Source organism: Streptomyces sp. UF-297 (assembly GCF_058245575.1).
This window is the reverse complement of sequence record NZ_JBSIBZ010000025.1, coordinates 1-18,254: the sequence shown is the minus strand read 5'-3', so window position 1 is coordinate 18,254 and position 18,254 is coordinate 1. Positions and strand designations below refer to the sequence as shown.

General features: G+C 72.4%; 14 protein-coding genes. 11 read left to right on the top strand and 3 right to left on the bottom strand.

Features of this window, described 5'->3' with window-relative positions; all coding sequences use genetic code 11:
- The first annotated feature begins 8 nt into the window (after positions 1-8).
- Both AC4IJH_RS16925 and AC4IJH_RS16920 read left to right on the top strand, forming a co-directional pair.
- Positions 9-611, top strand: coding sequence for a TetR family transcriptional regulator (locus AC4IJH_RS16925; RefSeq protein ID WP_490852546.1), 603 nt, complete (start codon positions 9-11; stop codon positions 609-611).
- Positions 612-820: 209 nt separating this feature from the next.
- Positions 821-3,703 (top strand): BREX system ATP-binding domain-containing protein, encoded by a 2,883-nt coding sequence (locus AC4IJH_RS16920; RefSeq protein ID WP_490852545.1) that lies wholly within the window; start codon positions 821-823, stop codon positions 3,701-3,703.
- 7 nt (positions 3,704-3,710) lie between these two features.
- On the opposite strand, the gene AC4IJH_RS16915 is transcribed toward AC4IJH_RS16920, so the two are convergent.
- On the bottom strand, positions 3,711-4,310 hold the full coding sequence (locus AC4IJH_RS16915; RefSeq protein ID WP_490852544.1) for a helix-turn-helix domain-containing protein: 600 nt from the start codon (positions 4,308-4,310) through the stop codon (positions 3,711-3,713).
- Between the two features lie 194 nt (positions 4,311-4,504).
- On the opposite strand from AC4IJH_RS16915, the gene AC4IJH_RS16910 reads away from it, so the two are divergent.
- The 4 genes from AC4IJH_RS16910 (at position 4,505) to AC4IJH_RS16895 (ending at position 8,381) form a co-directional block, all read left to right on the top strand.
- Positions 4,505-5,470 (top strand): NAD(P)/FAD-dependent oxidoreductase, encoded by a 966-nt coding sequence (locus AC4IJH_RS16910; protein WP_490852543.1) that lies wholly within the window; start codon positions 4,505-4,507, stop codon positions 5,468-5,470.
- A gap of 56 nt (positions 5,471-5,526) precedes the next feature.
- A complete protein-coding gene (locus tag AC4IJH_RS16905) occupies positions 5,527-6,984 on the top strand; it encodes an MFS transporter (protein WP_490852542.1) in 1,458 nt (485 codons plus the stop codon).
- A 131-nt stretch (positions 6,985-7,115) separates the two neighbouring features.
- Positions 7,116-7,448, top strand: coding sequence for a thioredoxin (gene trxA, locus AC4IJH_RS16900; RefSeq protein WP_490852541.1), 333 nt, complete (start codon positions 7,116-7,118; stop codon positions 7,446-7,448).
- A gap of 48 nt (positions 7,449-7,496) precedes the next feature.
- A complete protein-coding gene (locus AC4IJH_RS16895) occupies positions 7,497-8,381 on the top strand; it encodes a class I SAM-dependent methyltransferase (protein ID WP_490852540.1) in 885 nt (294 codons plus the stop codon).
- Between the two features lie 205 nt (positions 8,382-8,586).
- Here AC4IJH_RS16895 and AC4IJH_RS16890 read toward each other — a convergent pair whose 3' ends face one another.
- Both AC4IJH_RS16890 and AC4IJH_RS16885 read right to left on the bottom strand, forming a co-directional pair.
- Positions 8,587-9,087 (bottom strand): group II truncated hemoglobin, encoded by a 501-nt coding sequence (locus tag AC4IJH_RS16890; protein ID WP_490852539.1) that lies wholly within the window; start codon positions 9,085-9,087, stop codon positions 8,587-8,589.
- The gene (locus AC4IJH_RS16885; protein ID WP_490852538.1) at positions 9,084-9,671 is read right to left on the bottom strand and encodes a flavoprotein; all 588 of its coding nucleotides are present in this window, start codon (positions 9,669-9,671) and stop codon (positions 9,084-9,086) included. Before AC4IJH_RS16885 ends, AC4IJH_RS16890 begins: the two co-directional genes overlap by 4 nt.
- Positions 9,672-10,000: 329 nt before the next feature.
- On the opposite strand from AC4IJH_RS16885, the gene AC4IJH_RS16880 reads away from it, so the two are divergent.
- The 5 genes from AC4IJH_RS16880 to AC4IJH_RS16860 all read left to right on the top strand — a co-directional run bounded on the left by AC4IJH_RS16880 (position 10,001) and on the right by AC4IJH_RS16860 (position 18,013).
- A complete protein-coding gene (locus tag AC4IJH_RS16880) occupies positions 10,001-13,426 on the top strand; it encodes a non-ribosomal peptide synthetase (protein WP_490852537.1) in 3,426 nt (1,141 codons plus the stop codon).
- Positions 13,423-15,069, top strand: coding sequence for a GMC family oxidoreductase (locus AC4IJH_RS16875; protein WP_490852536.1), 1,647 nt, complete (start codon positions 13,423-13,425; stop codon positions 15,067-15,069). The genes AC4IJH_RS16880 and AC4IJH_RS16875 overlap by 4 nt, the downstream gene beginning before the upstream one ends.
- A gap of 5 nt (positions 15,070-15,074) precedes the next feature.
- A complete protein-coding gene (locus AC4IJH_RS16870; RefSeq protein WP_490852535.1) occupies positions 15,075-15,821 on the top strand; it encodes a thioesterase II family protein in 747 nt (248 codons plus the stop codon).
- A gap of 107 nt (positions 15,822-15,928) precedes the next feature.
- Positions 15,929-17,071, top strand: a complete 1,143-nt coding sequence (locus AC4IJH_RS16865) for an acyl-CoA dehydrogenase family protein (protein ID WP_490852534.1) — start codon at positions 15,929-15,931, stop codon at positions 17,069-17,071.
- A gap of 42 nt (positions 17,072-17,113) precedes the next feature.
- Complete coding sequence (locus AC4IJH_RS16860; protein WP_490852533.1) at positions 17,114-18,013, top strand: GNAT family N-acetyltransferase; 900 nt, start codon at positions 17,114-17,116, stop codon at positions 18,011-18,013.
- Positions 18,014-18,254: the final 241 nt, after the last annotated feature.

Below are 18,254 nucleotides of genomic sequence, written 5' to 3'. Positions count from 1 at the left end.
GAGAGGCCATGGCGAAACAGGAGAGGGCGGAGCGCACCCGCGGGGCGCTCGTGCGCGCCGCCGCGGCGGAGTTCGACCGCCACGGGTACGAGGGCACCTCGCTCGGCCGGATATGCCGGGCAGCCGAGGTGTCCATGGGGGCGCTGACCTTCCACTTCTCCACCAAGGCCGAACTGGCGGACGCCGTAAGGGCGCAGGGGCTGGCGGCCGTCGCCGCGCTGCGGGACCGGGTGGCGCAGGCCAGGACGCCCGCGCTGCGCTCGGTCATCGACCTGACCGTCGGGCTCACCCGGCTGCTGGCCGAGGACGTCTTCGTCCGCTCGGCCGCCCGGCTCGCGCGCGAGCGCCAGGACGACGGCGCGGCGGACTGGACGGACGCCTGGCTGCCGCGGGTGCGGGAGCTGCTGGCGCGGGCGTGCGAGGAGGGGCAGCTGCACCCGGCCGCCGATCCGGCGGGGGTCACGGCCCTGGTCGCGTATCTGATGGCGGGGGCGGAACTGCGCGTAAGCACCCGGGAGTCGGGGGCCGGGGCGGAGTCCGGGCGCGCCGAGGCGGAGATGGAGCGCGTCTGGCAGCTGCTCCTGCTGGGGGTCTCCGGCCGGGCCGGCTGACCGCCGCGGCGCCGCGCGGGTACGCGGCGGACCGAGGGCTTTTCTCGGCCGGGCAGCTCCAGCCCTCGAAAACATAGAGAGCGTTCTGTATTGTTTCAGGGGTGTGAAGCGAGGGTGCGCTCCGAGGGGGCGTATGTCCGCCTGCCCGGGGAGCGGTGCGCACGGTGGCGGGCGAGGGGCGTCAAGTGCCGAGTGGGAGGGGAAGCGCGGTGTCCAGGGAGCTGTTCGGCCGGGCCGAAGAAGCGCGGATCATCGGGGAGATGCTCGATTCCGCGATGGCGGGGACGGGGGCGTCGGCCCTGGTGGAGGGCATCATCGGGGCGGGCAAGACCTCGATGCTGCGCTGGGGCGAGGAGATGGCCCGCCAGCGCGGGATGCTGGTGCTCTCCGCCACGGCGGCGCCCACCGAACGCCGCTTCTCGATGGGGGTGATGCACCAGATCCTCGACGGCCTGGACCGGGCGGGGCGCGACCTGGGCCTCTTTGTCGGGGAACGCTCCCGCGAGCGGGCCGCAGAGCCCTCGCAGGGCATCGGCCACGACTTCCCCGACTACGGCCAACTCGCCGACTCCGTAGCCGCCTTGAGCGAGGTGGCCCAGCACAGACCCCTCCTGATCACGGTGGACTGCATCCACTGCGTGGACCCCCAGTCCCTGCTCTGGCTGGGCTTCCTCAGCCGTCGGCTCGACGGTCTGCCCGTGGTGCTGCTGGCCAGCAAGCGCCGCGGCGAACCGGCCAGCGACAAGCACCTCCTGGTGGAGTTCATGGAGGGCATCCGCCCCGAGCGCCGTATCCACCTGCCCGACCTGCCCGCGGGCGCCGCCTCCGACCTGGTGGCCTCGCTCGGCGTGCGGGTGCCGGGGCCCGTTGGCCCGCTCATCGCCGAAAGCGGCGGAAATCCCGGCCTGTTGACCGAGCAGGTCCTGGCCGCATCCGCGCTGACGGACCCGGGTGCGGGTCCGGAACATCCCGCCGGGCACGAGTCGGCGGAGCTGATGGCGCGGATGCACGCCGTCAAGGACCGGATGCTGTGCTTCATCAAGCGCCTGGACCCCAACGCCGTCCCCGTCGCCTACGCCGCGAGCGTCGCGGGCCGCGCACTGCACCCCGAACTCGCCGCCGAGCTGTGCGGCAGCTCGCTGGCGGAGGTGACCGCCGCCCTCGGCGTACTGACCGAATCGGGCCTGCTGCACGGCACGGAGCCGGCCTTCCGCCACCCGATCCTGGCGCGCCTGCTGTACGCGGACATCCCCGCCGCACACCGCGCCGACCTGCACCTGCTCACCGCCCGCTGCCTCCACCGCAGGGGCGCGGCCCGCGCCGAGACCACCCCGCACCTGCTGCGGGCGGCCCGGCTGGACGAGCCGTGGATGGCGCACCTGCTGCTGGACGCCGCCCAGGACCTGCTGCCCGGCGACGCCGAGGAGGCCATGGTGCTGATCGACAAGGTCCTCAGGGCCGACGAGGGCGACGGGGCCGTGCGGTACGGGCAGGAGGCCGCCTACGAGCTGGAGCTGCGGACCGAGAGGCTGCGCGCCCGGGCGCTGACCGAGCTGGACCTGTCGGAGGCGGTGCGGGTGCGGACGGCGCTGGTGGAGCGGGTCGCCGGGCACCGGGAGCGGGCCGAGGAGGCGCTGCTGCTGGCCGGCCTCCTGCTGCGCCTGGACGAGCCCCTCAAGGCGCGCCAGGCGCTGGAGCGGGCCCACGAGCGGGTCCGGGGCCACGACGAGGCGGCCGCCGCCCGCCTGCGCGAGCTGCTGGCCCACGTACGCCTCCAGGACGGCACCTGCGCCGGGGTGCCGACGGGCGTGGAGCGGCTGGAGTCGCTGGTGCTGCTGCGTACGGCCAGGGGCGAGGCGGCGCCCGCGGTGCGGCGGATGTGCCACACCCTGCTGGCCACGCCGCGCTCGGCGCACGGTTCGCCCTCGTGGTACCACGCGGTGCTCGCCCTGCTGTGGGCCGGCGGCTTCGAGGAGGCGCTGCGGCACCTGGATGCGGAGGTGGGGCTGGCCCGCGCCGAGGGGGGCGCCACCCGCGTCGCGGAGGCGCTGGCCGTACGGAGCCTGGTCCAGCTGCACCGCGGGCTGCTGGAGGCGGCCGGCGAGGATGCCGGGCAGGCCGCCGAGCTGCTTGAGGGCATCGGCGCCGACCGGCACCACGTGGGCGCGCTCGCCCGCAGCGTGCTGATCGACGTCGCCCTGGAGAGGAACCAGGTGGACCGGGTCGGCGAGCTGCTTCAGTCCGTTCTTCCGCTGCCGAGCCACGCGGTGACCTGGTGGCGGATCCACCTCATGCACAGCGCAGCGCGCGCCCTGGGCCGCCTCGGCCAGACGCAGCGGGCCTTCGGCCTGATCACGTACTGCGAGAAGGAGCTGCGGCGCAGGGAGGTGACCAACCCGGCGATCCTGCCCTGGCGTTCGACCAAGGCGCTGCTGTACGCCGGTACCGGCAATCTGCCCGCGGCCCGGCGGCTGGCCAAGGAGGAGGCCGAGTGCGCCCGGCGCTTCGCCGCGCCGTTCGCGCTGGGGCGGGCGCTGACGGCGCTGGCGTCGGTCACCTCGGGCGGCGAGCGGACCGGGCCTGCCGTACGGGCCGTGGAGCTCCTCGAACCGCAGCAGGCCCCGCTGCTGTTCGCCCGCGCCCTGTACGCGGCGGGGCAGGCGCACCAGGAGGGCGGCGACAGCGTCCGCGCCCGCGAACTGCTGCACCGCGCCAATGAGATGGGCATCTCGCTGGGGGCCGAGGACCTCGTTCAGCTGGCGCAGCGGGCGCTGCGCGGCGCGGGCGGGCGGCCCGACCCCCGCAAGGCCTCGGTGGAGTCACTGCTGACACCCGCCGAGCGCCAGGTCGCCCGGCTCGCCGCCCAGGGACTGAGCAACCGCGGCATCGCGCGGATGCTGCACGTGAGCCTGCGCAACGTCGAGTCGCATCTGACGCACGCCTACCGCAAGTTGCGGATCGGCGGGCGCCGCGAGCTGGTGAGGTTCTTCCCCGAGCGGCAGGAGGAGCCCGGCGCCCCGGCCCTGGAAGGGCTCGGTGCCGTCCCCCGCCCCCGGGAGCCCCAGCAGGTCCGGCGGCCCGAGCATGTCTGACGGTGCGTCAATGTCCGTGCTTGTCCCCGCGGTCGGGCTGGGCGCGCACATGCATCCGCTCGCCCTGGCCGCCGAAGATGCTCAGCACCTCCACGGGGCCGTCGCCGGTGCTGCCGAACCAGTGCGGCAGCCGGGTCTCGAACTCGGCGGCCTCGCCCGGGCCCAGCACCAGATCCCGGTCGGCCAGCACCAGCCGCAGCCGCCCCGAGAGGACGTACAGCCACTCGTACCCCTCGTGATGGCACAGCTTGGGCGTGCTGCGGGTGGCCGGGAGCACCATCTTGAAGGTCTGCATCGGCCCGGGCTGCTTGGTCAGCGGCAGCACGGTGTTGCCGTTGACGACCTTGGGCGTGATGCGCACCCGCGGGTCACCGACCTCGGGGGCGCCGACCAGTTCGTCCAGCGGCACCTGATGGGCCTGCGCGATGGGCAGCAGCAGCTCCAGGCTGGGGCGGCGCTGGCCGGACTCCAGCCGGGACAGGGTGCTCTTGGAGATACCGGTGGCCTCGGTCAGGGCCGCGAGCGTGACGCCGCGCTGGGTGCGCAGCCGCTTGAGGCGCGGGCCGACCTCGTCGAGCACCTGGGCGATCGCAAGTGAATGTTCCATACCCCCATTGGACAGGGCTGTTCCGGAAACGGCAACAAAAGTTGCTCATTCTGGAAGATGGCCAGAACCTGTGGACACAGGCGGTCGCCGACGGCGATCCGCGTGAGCCGCATCGCACCACGCCGCGTCGCACCACACCGAGTCGCACCACATCGAGATCGAGTCGCACCACATCAAGGAAGAAGAGGCAGCACATGCAGAACTCAGCCACGCAAGACGCCCGGTACGACGTCGTGGTGATCGGCGGCGGCGCCGGCGGCCTGAACGCGGCGCTGGTCCTGGCCCGCGCCCGCCGCCGGGTCGCCGTCATCGACTCCGGCGCGCCGCGCAACGCGCCCGCCGCCCACATGCAGGGCTTCCTCTCGCGGGACGGCATGTCCCCCAAGGCCCTGCTGGAGGTCGGCCGCGCCGAACTGGCCGGGTACGGCGTGGAGGTGATCGAGGGTCAGGTCGAGAGCGTCGAGCACGGCTTCACCGTCCGGCTCGCCGGCGGCCCGGTGCTCGACGCCCGCCGCGTCGTGGTGGCCACCGGCCTGCGCGACGAGCTGCCCGAGATCCCCGGTGTGCGCGAGCGCTGGGGCAAGGACCTGCTGCACTGCCCGTACTGCCACGGCTACGAGGTGCGCGACGAGCCGATCGGCGTGCTGGGCACCCAGCCGGCCGCCGTGGACCACGCGTTGCTGATCCGCCAGTGGTCCGACGACGTCGTGCTGTTCCCGCACACCCTGGAGCTGAGCGAGAACGACCGCGAGCGGCTGGCCGCCCGCGGCGTGCACATCGTCGAGGGCACGGTCAAGCAATTGGTCGTGGAGGAGGACCGGCTGCGCGGCGTCGAGCTGGCCGAGGGCCACGCCGTCCCCCGCAGCACCGTCTTCGTCGTACCGCGCATGATCCCCAACGACGGCCTGCTGGCCGGGCTGGGCTGCGAGCGCGACGAGCGCGGCTGGGTCACCACCGACCGCAGTGGCCTGACCAGCGTGCGCGGGGTGTGGGCCATCGGCAATGTCGTCGACCCGCGGGCCCTGGTGATCAGCACCGCGGGCATGGGCTCGGCGGCCGCGTTCGCCATCAACCACGACCTGGTGCAGGAAGACATCGAGCTGGCCGTCAAGAGCCGTCAGTGCGAGAACGAGCTGTCCGCCGCCGGCGCGCAGCGGTAGTACGCCGCAGCCGCCTCACCGACCCACCCCGGTCGCCCTCCAAGGAGAACACCGCCATGCCCCCTTCCACCGGAGAGCTCGTCGCCGACGAGTCCGCACCGCCGCTCACGACGGGCGCCACCGGCGCGCAGAGCGACGCAGGACCGGCCCCCCGCACCGGACTCGTCTTCGCGGTGCTCGCCGTCGTCCAGGCCACGCTGATCTTCACCATCACCCTGATCGCGGTGCCGCTGCCCGACATCGGGCGGGAGTTCGGCCTCAGCCCGGCGGAACTGGTGCTGGTCAACGCCGCGTACGGGCTTCCGTACAGCGGACTGCTGCTCTTCGGCGGACGCCTGGCCGACCGCTACCGCGGCAAGCCGATGTTCGTGATCGGCCTTGCGGTGTTCGGCCTCGCCTCGGCGACCGCGGCCCTGGTGCCCAACTTCGCCGGCCTGGTGGCGGTGCGCTTCTTCCAGGGCGTCGGCGCGGCGATGGCAGCCCCCGCCGCGCTCGCGGTGCTGCGGGTCGCGATACCCGACCCGGCCCGCTTCGGCCGCGCGATGGCGACCTGGGGCGGCGTGTCCGTGCTCGGCGCCTCGGTGGGCACCCTCACCTCCGGCGCGGTCACCACCTGGGTGTCCTGGCGCTGGATGTTCGCCGTACCCGTCCTGGTCTCCCTCCTCGGCCTGGCCGCGGCCCGCTGGCTGCTGCCCTCGGGCACCGCGGAAGGACCGCAGGGCGCCCGCCCCGGGCTCGACCCCGTCGGCGCGGTGCTGGCCACCCTCGGCATCTCCATCGGCAGCTACGGCCTGATCGCCAGCGGCGACTACGGGTGGGGCTCCGCGCAGGTGCTCGTGCCGCTCGTCGTCGGCATCGCGCTGCTGGGCGCGTTCTTCGCGGTCGAGCGCCGGGTCGGCCAGCCGCTGCTGCCGCCCGGGTTCGCCCTGGAGCCGCGTCGCCTGGTGGGCCTGGTCGGCATCCTGCTCGCCTCCGCGGGCACCGGCCTGGTGACCTTCCTGCTCTCCCTCTACCTCCAGCAGCAGCGGGACTGGTCCTCGCTGGCCACGGCGGGCGCGTTCGTGCCCTTCACCGTCGCGCTGCTCGTCACCAACCGGGCCGCGGGGCCGCTCGTCGGCCGCTTCGGCGCGGTACGGGTCACCGTCGCGGGCCTGGTGATCGGCGCCCTGGGGCTCGCGCTGCTGGTCGGCATCGCCCCCGACAGCTCCTTCGCGCTGGGCCTGCTGCCCGGCCTGATCCTGCTGCCCGCCGGCACCTCCTTCATCTTCTCCGGAGCCGCGGTGCTGACCACCACGAACGTGCCGCCGCACCAGGCGGGACTGGCGGGCGGCGTGATGAACACCGCCATGGAGCTGGGCCCCACGGTCGGCCTCGCCGCCCTGATGGCCGTCGCGGCCACGCAGGCCGATGTCGTCGTCGGCTACGCCTGGGCCTTCGGCGCCGGCGCGGCCGTCTACCTCCTCGCCGCCGTCGCGGCCACGGTCGCGGTCCGCCGCGCCTCCGCCGACGACTGACGTCCCTCCGGCGTCTGTCTGGCGTCTGTCTGACGTCCCCCCTGAAACCGGGCCGGGGCCCCTGCACCTCCCCCGTGGGTGCGGGGCCCCGGCCCTTCCCAACTCGCCTTCCGTACAAGGAGAACGGCACCATGGCCACCGCAGCCGTAGACAGCATCACCGCCACGACCTTCGCCGGCCGCGTCCTGCAGGCGGACCGGCCCGTACTGATCCAGTTCTGGGCGGAGTGGTGCGGGCCGTGCCGCAAGGTCAGCCCGGTCGTTGAGCAACTGGCCGCAGAGCACGCCGCCGCACTGGACGTGGTCAAGGTCAACGTCGACGAGGAGCCCGAACTGGCCGCAGAGCACGGCGTCGCGTCCATCCCGGCCTTCACCGTCTACGCGGGCGGCGAGCGGCGCGAGACCTGGGTCGGCGCCGCCCCCAAGCCCGCGATGGAACGCACCTTGGCCGCCTACCTGCGCTGAACTGCCGCGCCCCGCCCGCCCCTTCCCCGCCAGGAACAGGAGCCGCTCGTGCCACCAGAGGACATCGGGGACCGTGAAGGCCCCGCACTGGACACCCGGCCGGACCACGAAGCCGAACCGGACGCGCCCTTCCTGAACCAGGCCACCGGCTGGCTGCGGGAGCTGCTGCGCACCGGCGACGGGCGGGACGCCGAGGTCCTGCGGGTGCTCGACGTGGGCAGCGGCCCCGGCGCGGCCACCTGCCTGCTGGCCCGCGCCTTCCCCGCCGCCGAGGTCGTCGCCGTCGACCGCTCGGCACCGGCGCTGGAAGAGGTGCGCGTACGGGCGGACCGGCAGCTGCTGCGCGCCCGCGTCACCACCCAACGGGCCGTCCTGCCCGACCAGTTCGCCTCCCTGGGCCCCGCCGACGTCATCTGGACGCACGGCGTGGTCCAGCAGCTGGCCGACCAGCAGGCGGCCCTGGGCGCCCTGGCCGCCTCGCTGCGCCGCGGCGGGCTGCTCGCCGTCGTCGAACGCGGCCCGGCGCCGCGCTTCCTGCCCCGGGACATCGGCCTGGGCCGCCCCGGGCTCCAGGCCCGGCTGGACGCCGCCATGGAGGACGTCTTCACCGACGCGCGCCGGCGGCTGCCCGGCTCGGTCGCCGTGGTGGAGGACTGGCCCGCGCTGCTGGCCAGGGCCGGGCTCGTACCGACCGGGACGCGCACCTTCCTCACCGACCACCCGGCCCCGCTGGGCGTTGCGGCCCGCGAACGGCTGCACGCCTACCTGACGCGGGTACGCGAACGGGCCGGCGACCGCCTCGACGCCGAGGACCGCGCGAGCTTGGAGAGCCTGCTGGACGACGACGCGTGCGCGGGCATCCTCTGGCGCCCCGACGCGTACTACTGGAGCGCCACCACCGTGCACACAGCGCGCGCCTGCACCCGCCGCTGACCGCAGGGAGGCACGTCGGTCCGCTCATACGGAAGAAGTCCGAAGCCCCACAGGGTGCTTCGGACTTCTTCGGCGCGCCGTAAGGGGCGCGGGACTGTGGCGATATGCGGCTCCGCCGCGTGGGCGCGACCAGCCCCCACCGGCCCGCGGTGTCATGACCGCGTTTCCAGCAGAACGCTCGGGCCGGGCCGGGAAGGGAGAACGGTCAGGCCATCCCGGGCGGCGCCTGCCCCCACCCCCACACCGGCACCGTCTCCCGCCGAGACGGCTTCGCGTCCGGCTGGGAATTGGCCATCGCCCGGCGCGAACCCCACTCGATGTACGCCATGAAAGCGGACCGGAATTCCGGGTCGGCGGGCAGCCCGACCGTGTCGGCGGCCTCCATCATCAGCTTCACCCAGCGGGCCCGCTGCTCGGGCTGAATTCCCTTGCCGCGGTGGGTCTTCAGCATGCGCTTGAACCCGCCGCGCTCCGCGGTGTAGACGGCGGGGCCGCCGAAGACCTCACCGAGCCACATCGCGACATGCTGCGGGTGGTCGTCCGTCATGTACTGGAAGAGCGGGGCGAGCAGTTCGTCCTCGCGGACGGTGCGGTAGAACTCCTCGGTGAGCCGTTCCAGCGCTTCGATGCCGCCGGCCCACTCGTACATGGTCGGAACCGATTCCGGCATGGTGACGCCCTCGATAGGCGATGCGTGCGTGGTCATTTCTCCCCCTGTGCGGAAAGCAGTTCGCCGACGATTTTTGCCACGTGCCCGGGCTCGGGCAGCGAGGGGTGGTGCGAATAGCCGCCCGAGACGATGTCGTAGCTGTCGTGCCAGACCGGCTCGGGAAGGTGGTGGCCGTCCTCGCGGATCTGCTCGACATTGCGCCGGACCGCGGGCTTGTTCCACATGCTCGCGCCCATCACCGGGAAGAAGACGACCGGGAAGGTGGCGGCGAGAATGATGGTCCCCAGGCGGTTGGGGGCCGCGCCGTTGGCCGCGATGGACAGCGTGTTGGCGGTGGCCGGCAGCACGACGAGGATGTCGTGGTCGCCGGTCAGCCGGGACGGCTTGTCGGTCGGCCAGTCGGACGGCGATTCCCCGCTGACCACCCGCTCGGCGAACAGCCCCACCGTCTCCGGCGGCAGGAAACTGGCCGCGGTGTGCGTCATCAGCACCGTGTAGGTGCCGCCTAGCTGCTCGCGCATGGCGGTGAGATACGTCGGAAGCGTGGTCACCGCGACCGAACCGGTGGCGGCGACAAGAATGCGTTTCCCGCTCGCCGGCAAAGGAGTCTGCTTTTCCATGGGGACCAATCATTCGCACGGTTCGGACCCGCTGAAATACGGGACGAACCACGGGTCTTGGGTAACGGCCGCCGAATATATGCGAGTTCGCTGAGAAGTCCGTCCCGTCGAAGCGGGCGGTGAACTGCCGGCGACTGCCGTACGCCAGTCAACGTAGCGGCCCAATTCCCCGCCGTCCAGACCGATGAGCACCGCAGATCCCAGTCCTTCGGTGGTGCTTCGGTGATCCTACGGTCGGCCCTGTGGTGCCACCGTATTGAGCCCGCGGAGCGCCGTTCCTAGGTTGGAATCAGGAAAGGCCCCAGCGCCCATTCACCCGTATCGCGGCCATGAGACCCGAGCACCGCGACGTACTGAAGAGAGTCCTGGACATTATGGAAGACCTTCTTGTCGAGTTGATGAATCGTCGTGTCAACCTTCGCCTCGACAGCGACGGCCTCGGCGTCGAGGATCCCGACGGCGCCCTCACGGTGGAGCTGCGCGACGCCATCGCCGAGCACCACGACCGGCTGATCGCCCTGCTCCGCGGCACCCCGCACCCGCGGGACCTGCCGCGCATCACCCCGCAGAACGCCTCGCGCCACGACGCCTTCCCGCTCACCGACATCCAGCAGGCGTACCTGATCGGCCGCCACAAGGGCCTCGAACTGGGCGGGGTCTCCAGCCACTTCTCCTTCGAGTTCGACGGCAAGGGCCTGGACGTGGCGCGCCTGAACGAGGCGCTGCGCAAGGTCATCGACCGGCACGACATGCTCCGCGCCGTCGTCGACACCGACGGCAGCCAGCGCGTCCTGCCGGAGGTGCCGGCGTACGAGATCGCCGTCACCGACCTGCGCGCGGCGGGCGAGCAGGAGCGGGCGCACACGCTGGAGCAGATCCGCGCCGAACTCGACGCGCAGGTCCTGCCCACCGACCGGTGGCCGCTGTTCGACATCCGCGCCAGCGTCCTGCCCGAGGACACGGTGCGTCTGCACCTGAGCCTGGACCTCTTGATGCTGGACGCGCGCAGCTTCTTCCTGCTGCTCAACGAGTGGCGGCACTTCTACGACGACCCGTTCTGGACGCCCGCGCCGCTGGAGCTGTCCTTCCGCGACTACGTCCTGGCCGAGGAGGAGCTGCACAGCGGCCCCGTCGGCACCCGCGCCGCCGCGTACTGGCAGGCGCGCCTGGACGAGCTGCCGCCGGCCCCCGACCTCCCGCTGGCCACCGCGCCCGAGCAGATCGGCGTCCCCTCCTTCGTACGGCGCCGCGCGGTGCTGAGCCAGGAGCGCTCGGCGGCCCTGACCGAGGCGGCCGCACGCCGCGGTCTGACCCCTTCGGCGCTGCTGCTCGCCGCGTACGCCGAGGTGCTGCGCACCTGGTCCAAGCGCCAGGACTTCACCGTCACCCTCACCTCCCTGAACCGGCTTCCGCTGCACCCGCAGGTCGACCAGATCATGGGTGACTTCCTCTCCCCGAGCCTGCTGGCCGTCACCGGCAGCGCACCGGAGTCCTTCGTCGAGCGCGCCATCGGCGTCCAGCGCCAGATGCTCGGCGACCTGGCCCACTCGACCTTCAGCGGCATCCGGGTCCTGCGCGAGCTCACCCGCCGCCAGGGCGACGGCCGCAGCGTCGCGATGCCCGTGGTCTTCTCCAGCACGCTGGGCGCCGACACCAAGGGCGATGCGCTGAGCGCCTTCGGCGAGCTGGTGCACGGCGCCAGCCAGACGCCGCAGGTCTGGCTGGAGAACCAGATCTTCGAGGAGGGCGGCAGCCTCTCCATCAACTGGAACGCGGTGGAGGAGCTGTTCCCCGCGGGCACCCTGGACGCGATGTTCGACGCGTACCGGACGCTGCTGAACGACCTGATCGACGACGAGACGCTGTGGGGCCGCACCGGCGGTGTCGTACCGCTGCCCGAGGAGCAGGCCGACGAGCGGGCGCAGGCCAACGCCACGGCGCTGGACCTTCCCGAGCGCAGGCTGCACGAGCTGGTCGCCGAGGCCGCCGTGCGCCGCCCGGACGCGGTGGCCGTCGTCTCCGACGGCGCCGAGTGCACCTACCGGCAGCTGACCGAGGACGCGCACCGCGTCGCGCGCCGGCTGCGGGAGAGCTGCGGCGCCGAGCCCAACTCGATCGTCGCGGTGTCGATGCGGCCGGGCGCCGCCCAGATCTCCGCGCTGCTGGGTGTGCTGCACGCGGGCGCCGCCTATGTCTCCATCGACCCCGAACTCCCCGAGGAGCGCCGCCACAAGCTGCTGCGCCAGTGCCGCGCCAAGGCCGTGGTCACCGAGGCGCAGCTGCGCGACGGGCTGATCTGGCCCGCGGACATCGACGTGGTCGCCGTGGACGAGGCCGCCACCGCCGGGCGCAGCGCCGAGCCGCTGGAGTCCCGCCAGGGTCTCGACGACCTCGCGTACGTGATCTTCACTTCGGGCTCCACCGGCGAGCCCAAGGGCGTGATGATCTCGCACCGCAGCGCCGCCAACACCGTCCAGGACATCAACCGGCGCTTCGAGGTCGACGAGCAGGACCGCGTGCTGGCGCTGGCCCCGACCGGCTTCGACCTGTCCGTGTACGACCTGTTCGGCGTCCTGGGCGCGGGCGGCACCGTCGTCGTGCCCGAGCCCGCCCGCAGCACGGACGTCGCGTACTGGACCGAGCTGATCGACCGGCACTCCATCACCATCTGGAACAGCGTGCCCGCGCCGCTGCGGATGTGGATCGAGTCGCTCGGCGAGGCCGGCGGCGAGCGCGCGCACGGCGCGAGCCTGCGCCTGGCCCTGCTCAGCGGCGACTGGATCCCCGTCGACCTGCCGGACCAGGCCCGCGCGCAGGTGCCCGGGATGCGGGTGATCAGCCTGGGCGGCGCCACCGAGGGCTCGATCTGGTCGGTGTGCTACCCGATCGGCGAGGTGCCCGAGCAGTGGTCGAGCATTCCGTACGGCAAGCCGCTGGCCAACCAGACGCTGCACGTCTACAACAAGTGGCTTGAGCCGTCCCCGACCGGGGTGACGGGTGACATCTTCATCGGCGGCACCGGCGTCGCCCAGGGCTACTGGGGCGACGAGCAGCGCACGGCCGAGCGGTTCATCGTGCACCCGGCAACCGGCGAACGGCTGTACCGCACCGGCGACTTGGGCCGCTACCTGCCCGGCGGCGACATCGAGATCCTGGGCCGCGAGGACTTCCAGGTGAAGATCAACGGCTACCGGGTCGAACTCGGCGAGATCGAGGCCGCCCTGGCCCGGCAGCCCGGTGTGCGCACGGTGATGGTCACCGCCCCCGCCCACCCCCGTACCGGACAGCGGCAGATCACCGCCTACCTGGTGCCCGAGGAGCCCGGCGCCCTGGAGCCCAAGGTGCTGCGCACGGCCGTGGAGGACCTGCTGCCGAGCTACATGGTGCCCACGCACTACCTCGCCCTGGACGCGCTGCCCCTGACCCCCAACGGGAAGATCGACCGCGCGGCGCTGCCCTCGCCCTGGAGCCAGGACAGCGAGCCCGCGGACCGTACGGCCCCCAGGAGCGCCACCGAGGAGCGGCTGCTGGCCCTGTGGACCGAGCAGCTGGGCCACGGCGACTTCGGCATCGAGGACGGCTTCTTCGACGTCGGCGGCGACTCGCTGCACGCCGTCGGCATCATCAGCCACCTGCGCGCCGAGTTCGGCATCGACTCCGCCGCCGAACAGGAAGTCATCGAGGCCCTGTTCATGAACGCGACCATCGCGACCTTCGCCGAGATCGTCGAGTCCACCAAGGAGCTGGCGGCATGACCGAGCAGAACACCACCACCGACACCGTGTGGGACCACATCGTCATCGGCGCCGGATCGGCCGGGTCCGTGATGGCCTCCCGCCTCGCGGCCGACGGCACCCAGCGCGTACTGCTCCTTGAGGCAGGCGCCGACCAGCCGTCCGCCGAGGCGCAGGACAACCCGCTGCGGGACGCCAGCCGGCTGATCCTGGAGGGCTACAACTGGGACTACCGCGCCAACCTGCGCTCCAGCGACCGGCTCGCGGACCTGCTGAACCCGCAGGCCGGCGCCGAGGAGAAGGAGGTCCCCGCCTCCGACGCGCGCCGCTCCCGGGCCCTGTGGACCCGCTTCCCCTACCAGCTCGGCAAGGTCGTCGGCGGCTCCTCCGCCGTCAACGGTGCCATCGCCATGCGCGGCCTGCCGCGGGACTTCGACGCCTGGGTGGCGCACGGCAACCCCGACTGGTCCTTCAAGGACGTGCTGCCCTACTACCAGCAGCTGGAGAACGACGCCGACTACCCCGAGGGCCCGCACGGCGACCGCGGTCCGCTGCCCATCCGCAGGCCGGGCCCCGGGCAGCTGCACGAGCTGGAGGTCGCCTTTTGGAAGGAGTGCAACAGCCTGGGCCTGGACGACCTGCCGGACCTCAACGGCGGCGGTGAGGCCGGAGTCGGCCCCGTACCGGCCAACGCCGTGGACGGCGAGCGGGTGGACGCGGCCAGTGCCTACCTCACCGCGGCCCGGCAGCTGCCCAACCTCCAGGTGCGCACCGGCTCCCGGGTGACCCGCGTCCTCTTCGAGGGGCGGCGTGCGGTCGGCGTCGAACTGCTCCAGGACGGCGGCACCGAGACCGTACGCGCCGAGAACATCGTGCTCAGCGCGGGCGCCATCGGCACCCCGGTCATCCTCCAGCGCTCCGGCGTCGGCAGTGCCGAGCTGTCCCGGGCCCTGGGCATCACCCCCGTCGTGGACCTGCCCGGCGTCGGCGAGAACCTGGCCGACCACCCCTCCGTGGTCATCTGGTCGCTGCCCAAGCCCGGCGTGTGCGAGCCGGGGCTGCCCTGGCGGCAGGTCGCCGCCCGGATGTCCAGCGGTTACGACGACGATGTCGACGTACAGATCGGCCTGCTCAACAACGTCGAGGCCACCACCATCCCCGGCTTCGTCGACCGCCTGGGCTGGCCCATGGTCGTGGGCATCTCCATCATGCTGCTGCGCCCGGAGTCCACCGGCCGCGTCTTCATCGAGGACGCCGACCCGCACCGCGCGCCCGTCATCGAGCTGGGGCTGGGCACCGAAGAGGCGGACGTGGACCGCCTGATGCACGGGGTCCGCAAGGCCTGGGGCATCCTGCGCTCCTGCGACATCGCCGACCGGATGGACCGCACCCAGTTCTGGACCGACCGCATGATCGGCAACGACACCGTGCTGCGCAACGGCGTCCGCAACATCATGAACCCCGGCTGGCACGCGACCGGTTCGGCCAAGATGGGCCCGGCCGGTGACCCGATGGCCGTCGTCGACCAGGACTGCCGCGTCCACGGCATCGAGAACCTGCGCATCGTCGACGCCTCCGTCTTCCCCGCCATCCCCAGCGTGCCGACGAACATGACCACGCTCATGCTCGCCGAGCGCATCTCCAGCCAGGCCAAGGAGGGCTGAGCGCCGTGCAGTTCTCCTCGCAGCCGCCGGTACGGCTCTACCTCTTCGCCCATGCCGGCGCCTCCTCCCTGGCGTACCGCTCCTGGAAGGCCCCGGACGGACTCCCGCTCCAGCTGGTCGGCGTCGACCAGCCGGGGCGCGGCCCCCGCCTGCGGGAGCCCAAGACCGGCGACTTCTCCCAACTGGTCGACTCCATGGCCGACTTCGTCATCGCCGACCTGCACAAGGCCCGGCAGCGGCAGCCGGACGTGCGGTACGCGACCTTCGGGCACAGCTTCGGCGCGACGATGAGCCTGGCCGTGGGCGCCGCCGTGGCCCGCACCATGGGGGAGGCGCCCGCCGCGGCCGTACTCTCCGCGGCGCTGCCCCCGCACCTCCAGACAGCGGACAACACCGCGCACTTCACCGACCGGGAACTCCTGGAAAAGATCGTCGCGGACGGCGGCACGGCACCCGCCCTGCTGTCCAACGAGACGATGGCCAAGCTCCTGGTCCAGCTGATGCGCGAGGACTACGCGATCAAGCTGCAGTTCCACCAGGCCGCGTCGCTGCGCGTCGACTACCCGCTCACGCTGGTCGCCGCCGAGGACGACGCCCACGCCACCCCCGACCAGGTGTGGCAGTGGTCGCGGCACAGCAGTGCCGCCAGCCGCCGTGTCGCGATCCCCGGCGGGCACTTCGCGGCCGTGCAGCAGCCGGAGCAGGTCCTCGCCCTCGCGGCCGAGGACCTGTGGCCGGGCGTCGCCGCCTAGCCCTGTGGGCGGCCGGCCCCTTTCCCCTTTCCCACCGCACCGATGTGTGCCCCGTAACGCCGTACCCGCGGCTTACGGGGCCCTTTGAAGCAAAAGAGAGCCGTGACATGGCGAACGAGCAATACGAGCCGCAGCACGAGGACTTCCGTAACCTGTGCCGCGATTTCCTGGCCCGCGAGGCGGTCCCGTACCACGACCAGTGGGAAAAGGACGGCATCGTCGACCGCGAACTGTGGCGGAAGGCCGGCGCCGCCGGTCTGCTGGGCGTCGGCGTCCCGGTCGAATACGGCGGCGGCGGCGAACCGGACTTCCGCTACCACGCGATATTCGCCGACGAGCTGATCAAGGCCGGGGTCACCGCCCCCGGATTCGTCGCCCACAACGACGTGGTCGCCTCCTATCTGTACGAGCGCGCCACCCCCGAACAGCGCGAGCGCTGGCTGCCTGGCCTGTGCTCGGGCGAGCACATCGCCGCCATCGCGATGAGCGAGCCGGACGCGGGCTCCAATGTCGCCGATATCCGCACCACCGCCGTACGCGAGGGCGACTCCTACGTCCTCAACGGCCAGAAGACCTTCATCACCAACGGCGAGAACTCCGACGTCGTGGTCGTGGCCGCCAAGACCCCCAACCCGCGCGGCGGGCAGGGCATCAGCCTGATCGTCGTCGAGCGCGGAGCGCCCGGATTCTCCCGCGGCAAGCGGATGGAGAAGCTGGGCTGGCAGGCCAGCGACACCTGCGAGCTGTTCTTCGACGACTGCCGCGTCCCGGCCGCCAACCTGATCGGCAGGGAAAACCTCGGCATGGCCTACCTCATGTCGGGCCTGCCGCGCGAGCGCCTGAGCATCGCCACCGTGGCCGTCGCCTCCGCCGAGCGCATGCTCGCCGACGTCCTCCAGTACGCCCGCGACCGCCAGGCGTTCGGCCAGTCCATCGGCAGCTTCCAGCACAACAAATTCCAGCTCGCCACGATGGACACCGAAATCACCATCGCCCGGGTGTTCCTCGACCACTGCATCACGGAACTCAACGCCGGACGACTGACCGTGCCCGGCGCCGCCAAGGTCAAGTGGTGGAGTACGGAACTCCAGGTCGAGGTGGCCAATCGCGCCCTGCAACTGTACGGCGGATACGGCTACTTGAAGGAGAGCCCGATCTCCAAGGACTGGGCCAACAGCCGCGTACAGACCATCTACGGCGGCACCACCGAAATCATGAAGGAACTGATCGGCCGCTCGCTGGGCCTGTGATCCGCACCTTCCCCCGTACCCGTGCTCTCTAAGGAATTCCCCATGAACGCGACGCCCCCCGCCGACCGATTCACCGTCTCCACCGCCACATTGGACGAGTGGTACGAGGTGGCGCAGTGGGCCGACGGCGAAGGCTGGAACGTCGGCCGCGGCGATGTCGCCTGCTTCCACCCCACCGACCCGTCCGGCTTCTTCATCGGCCGCCTCGGCGAGCGCCCGGTCGCCGCCGTCTCCATCGTCAACTACTCGCCCGAATACGCAGTACTGGGCCACTACCTCACCGACCCCGCCTACCGCGGCAAGGGATACGGCCACGCGACCTGGCAGGCGGCCTTCCCGCACGCCGGCTCGCGCACCGTCGCCCTGGACGCGATGCCCGCCCAGCAGGCCAACTACGAGAAGAACGGCTTCAAGGCGGCCCACAACACCGTCCACTACGGGGGCCGCCCCCAGCGCCCGGCCGCCACGGAGGCGAGTGCCGCCCCTTCCGCCGCCACGGACACCGCCGCCGGCACCGTACGCGTCACCGCCGACCACCACGCCGCCCTGGCCGCCTACGACCAGGAGTGCTTCCCCGCCGACCGCTCCGCCTTCGTGCACCGCTGGCTGACCACCCCCGACCGGATCGCCTACGCCCGCCTGGCCGAAGGCGAGATCACCGGCTACGGAGTACTGCGCCCGGCGGGCCGCGGCTACCGCATCGGCCCCCTCTTCGCCGACACCCCCGAGGACGCCGAGGCCCTCTTCGACAGCCTCACCGCCCACCTCGGCCCCGACGACGAGGTCTCCCTGGACATCCCCGAGCCGCGGACGGCCTCCGCCGCCCTGCTCACCTCCCGCGGTCTGGTGCCGCAGTTCCACACCGTACGGATGTACACCGGCCCCGTCCCCGAGACCCACGCCCACCGGGTGTTCGCCACCACCACCCTCGAACTGGGCTGACCCCCACCGCCCGCCCCGGAGTCCCCACCCTCCCCAACTTCCCGTCCCCCAGCCGCCGCTGGGAGGTGTTCCAGTCACAGGAGTGTGCTCGCATGGCCCCGCCCGCCGAGAAGACCCCCGCGTCCCCGAAGGCGCCCCGGTCCTCCCGTACGCCGATCCCCCAAGTCCCCTTCTGGGCCCAGATCCTGCTCGGCCTCGTCCTGGGCGCGCTGCTCGGCTGGGCCGCCAAGAGCGGTGACAT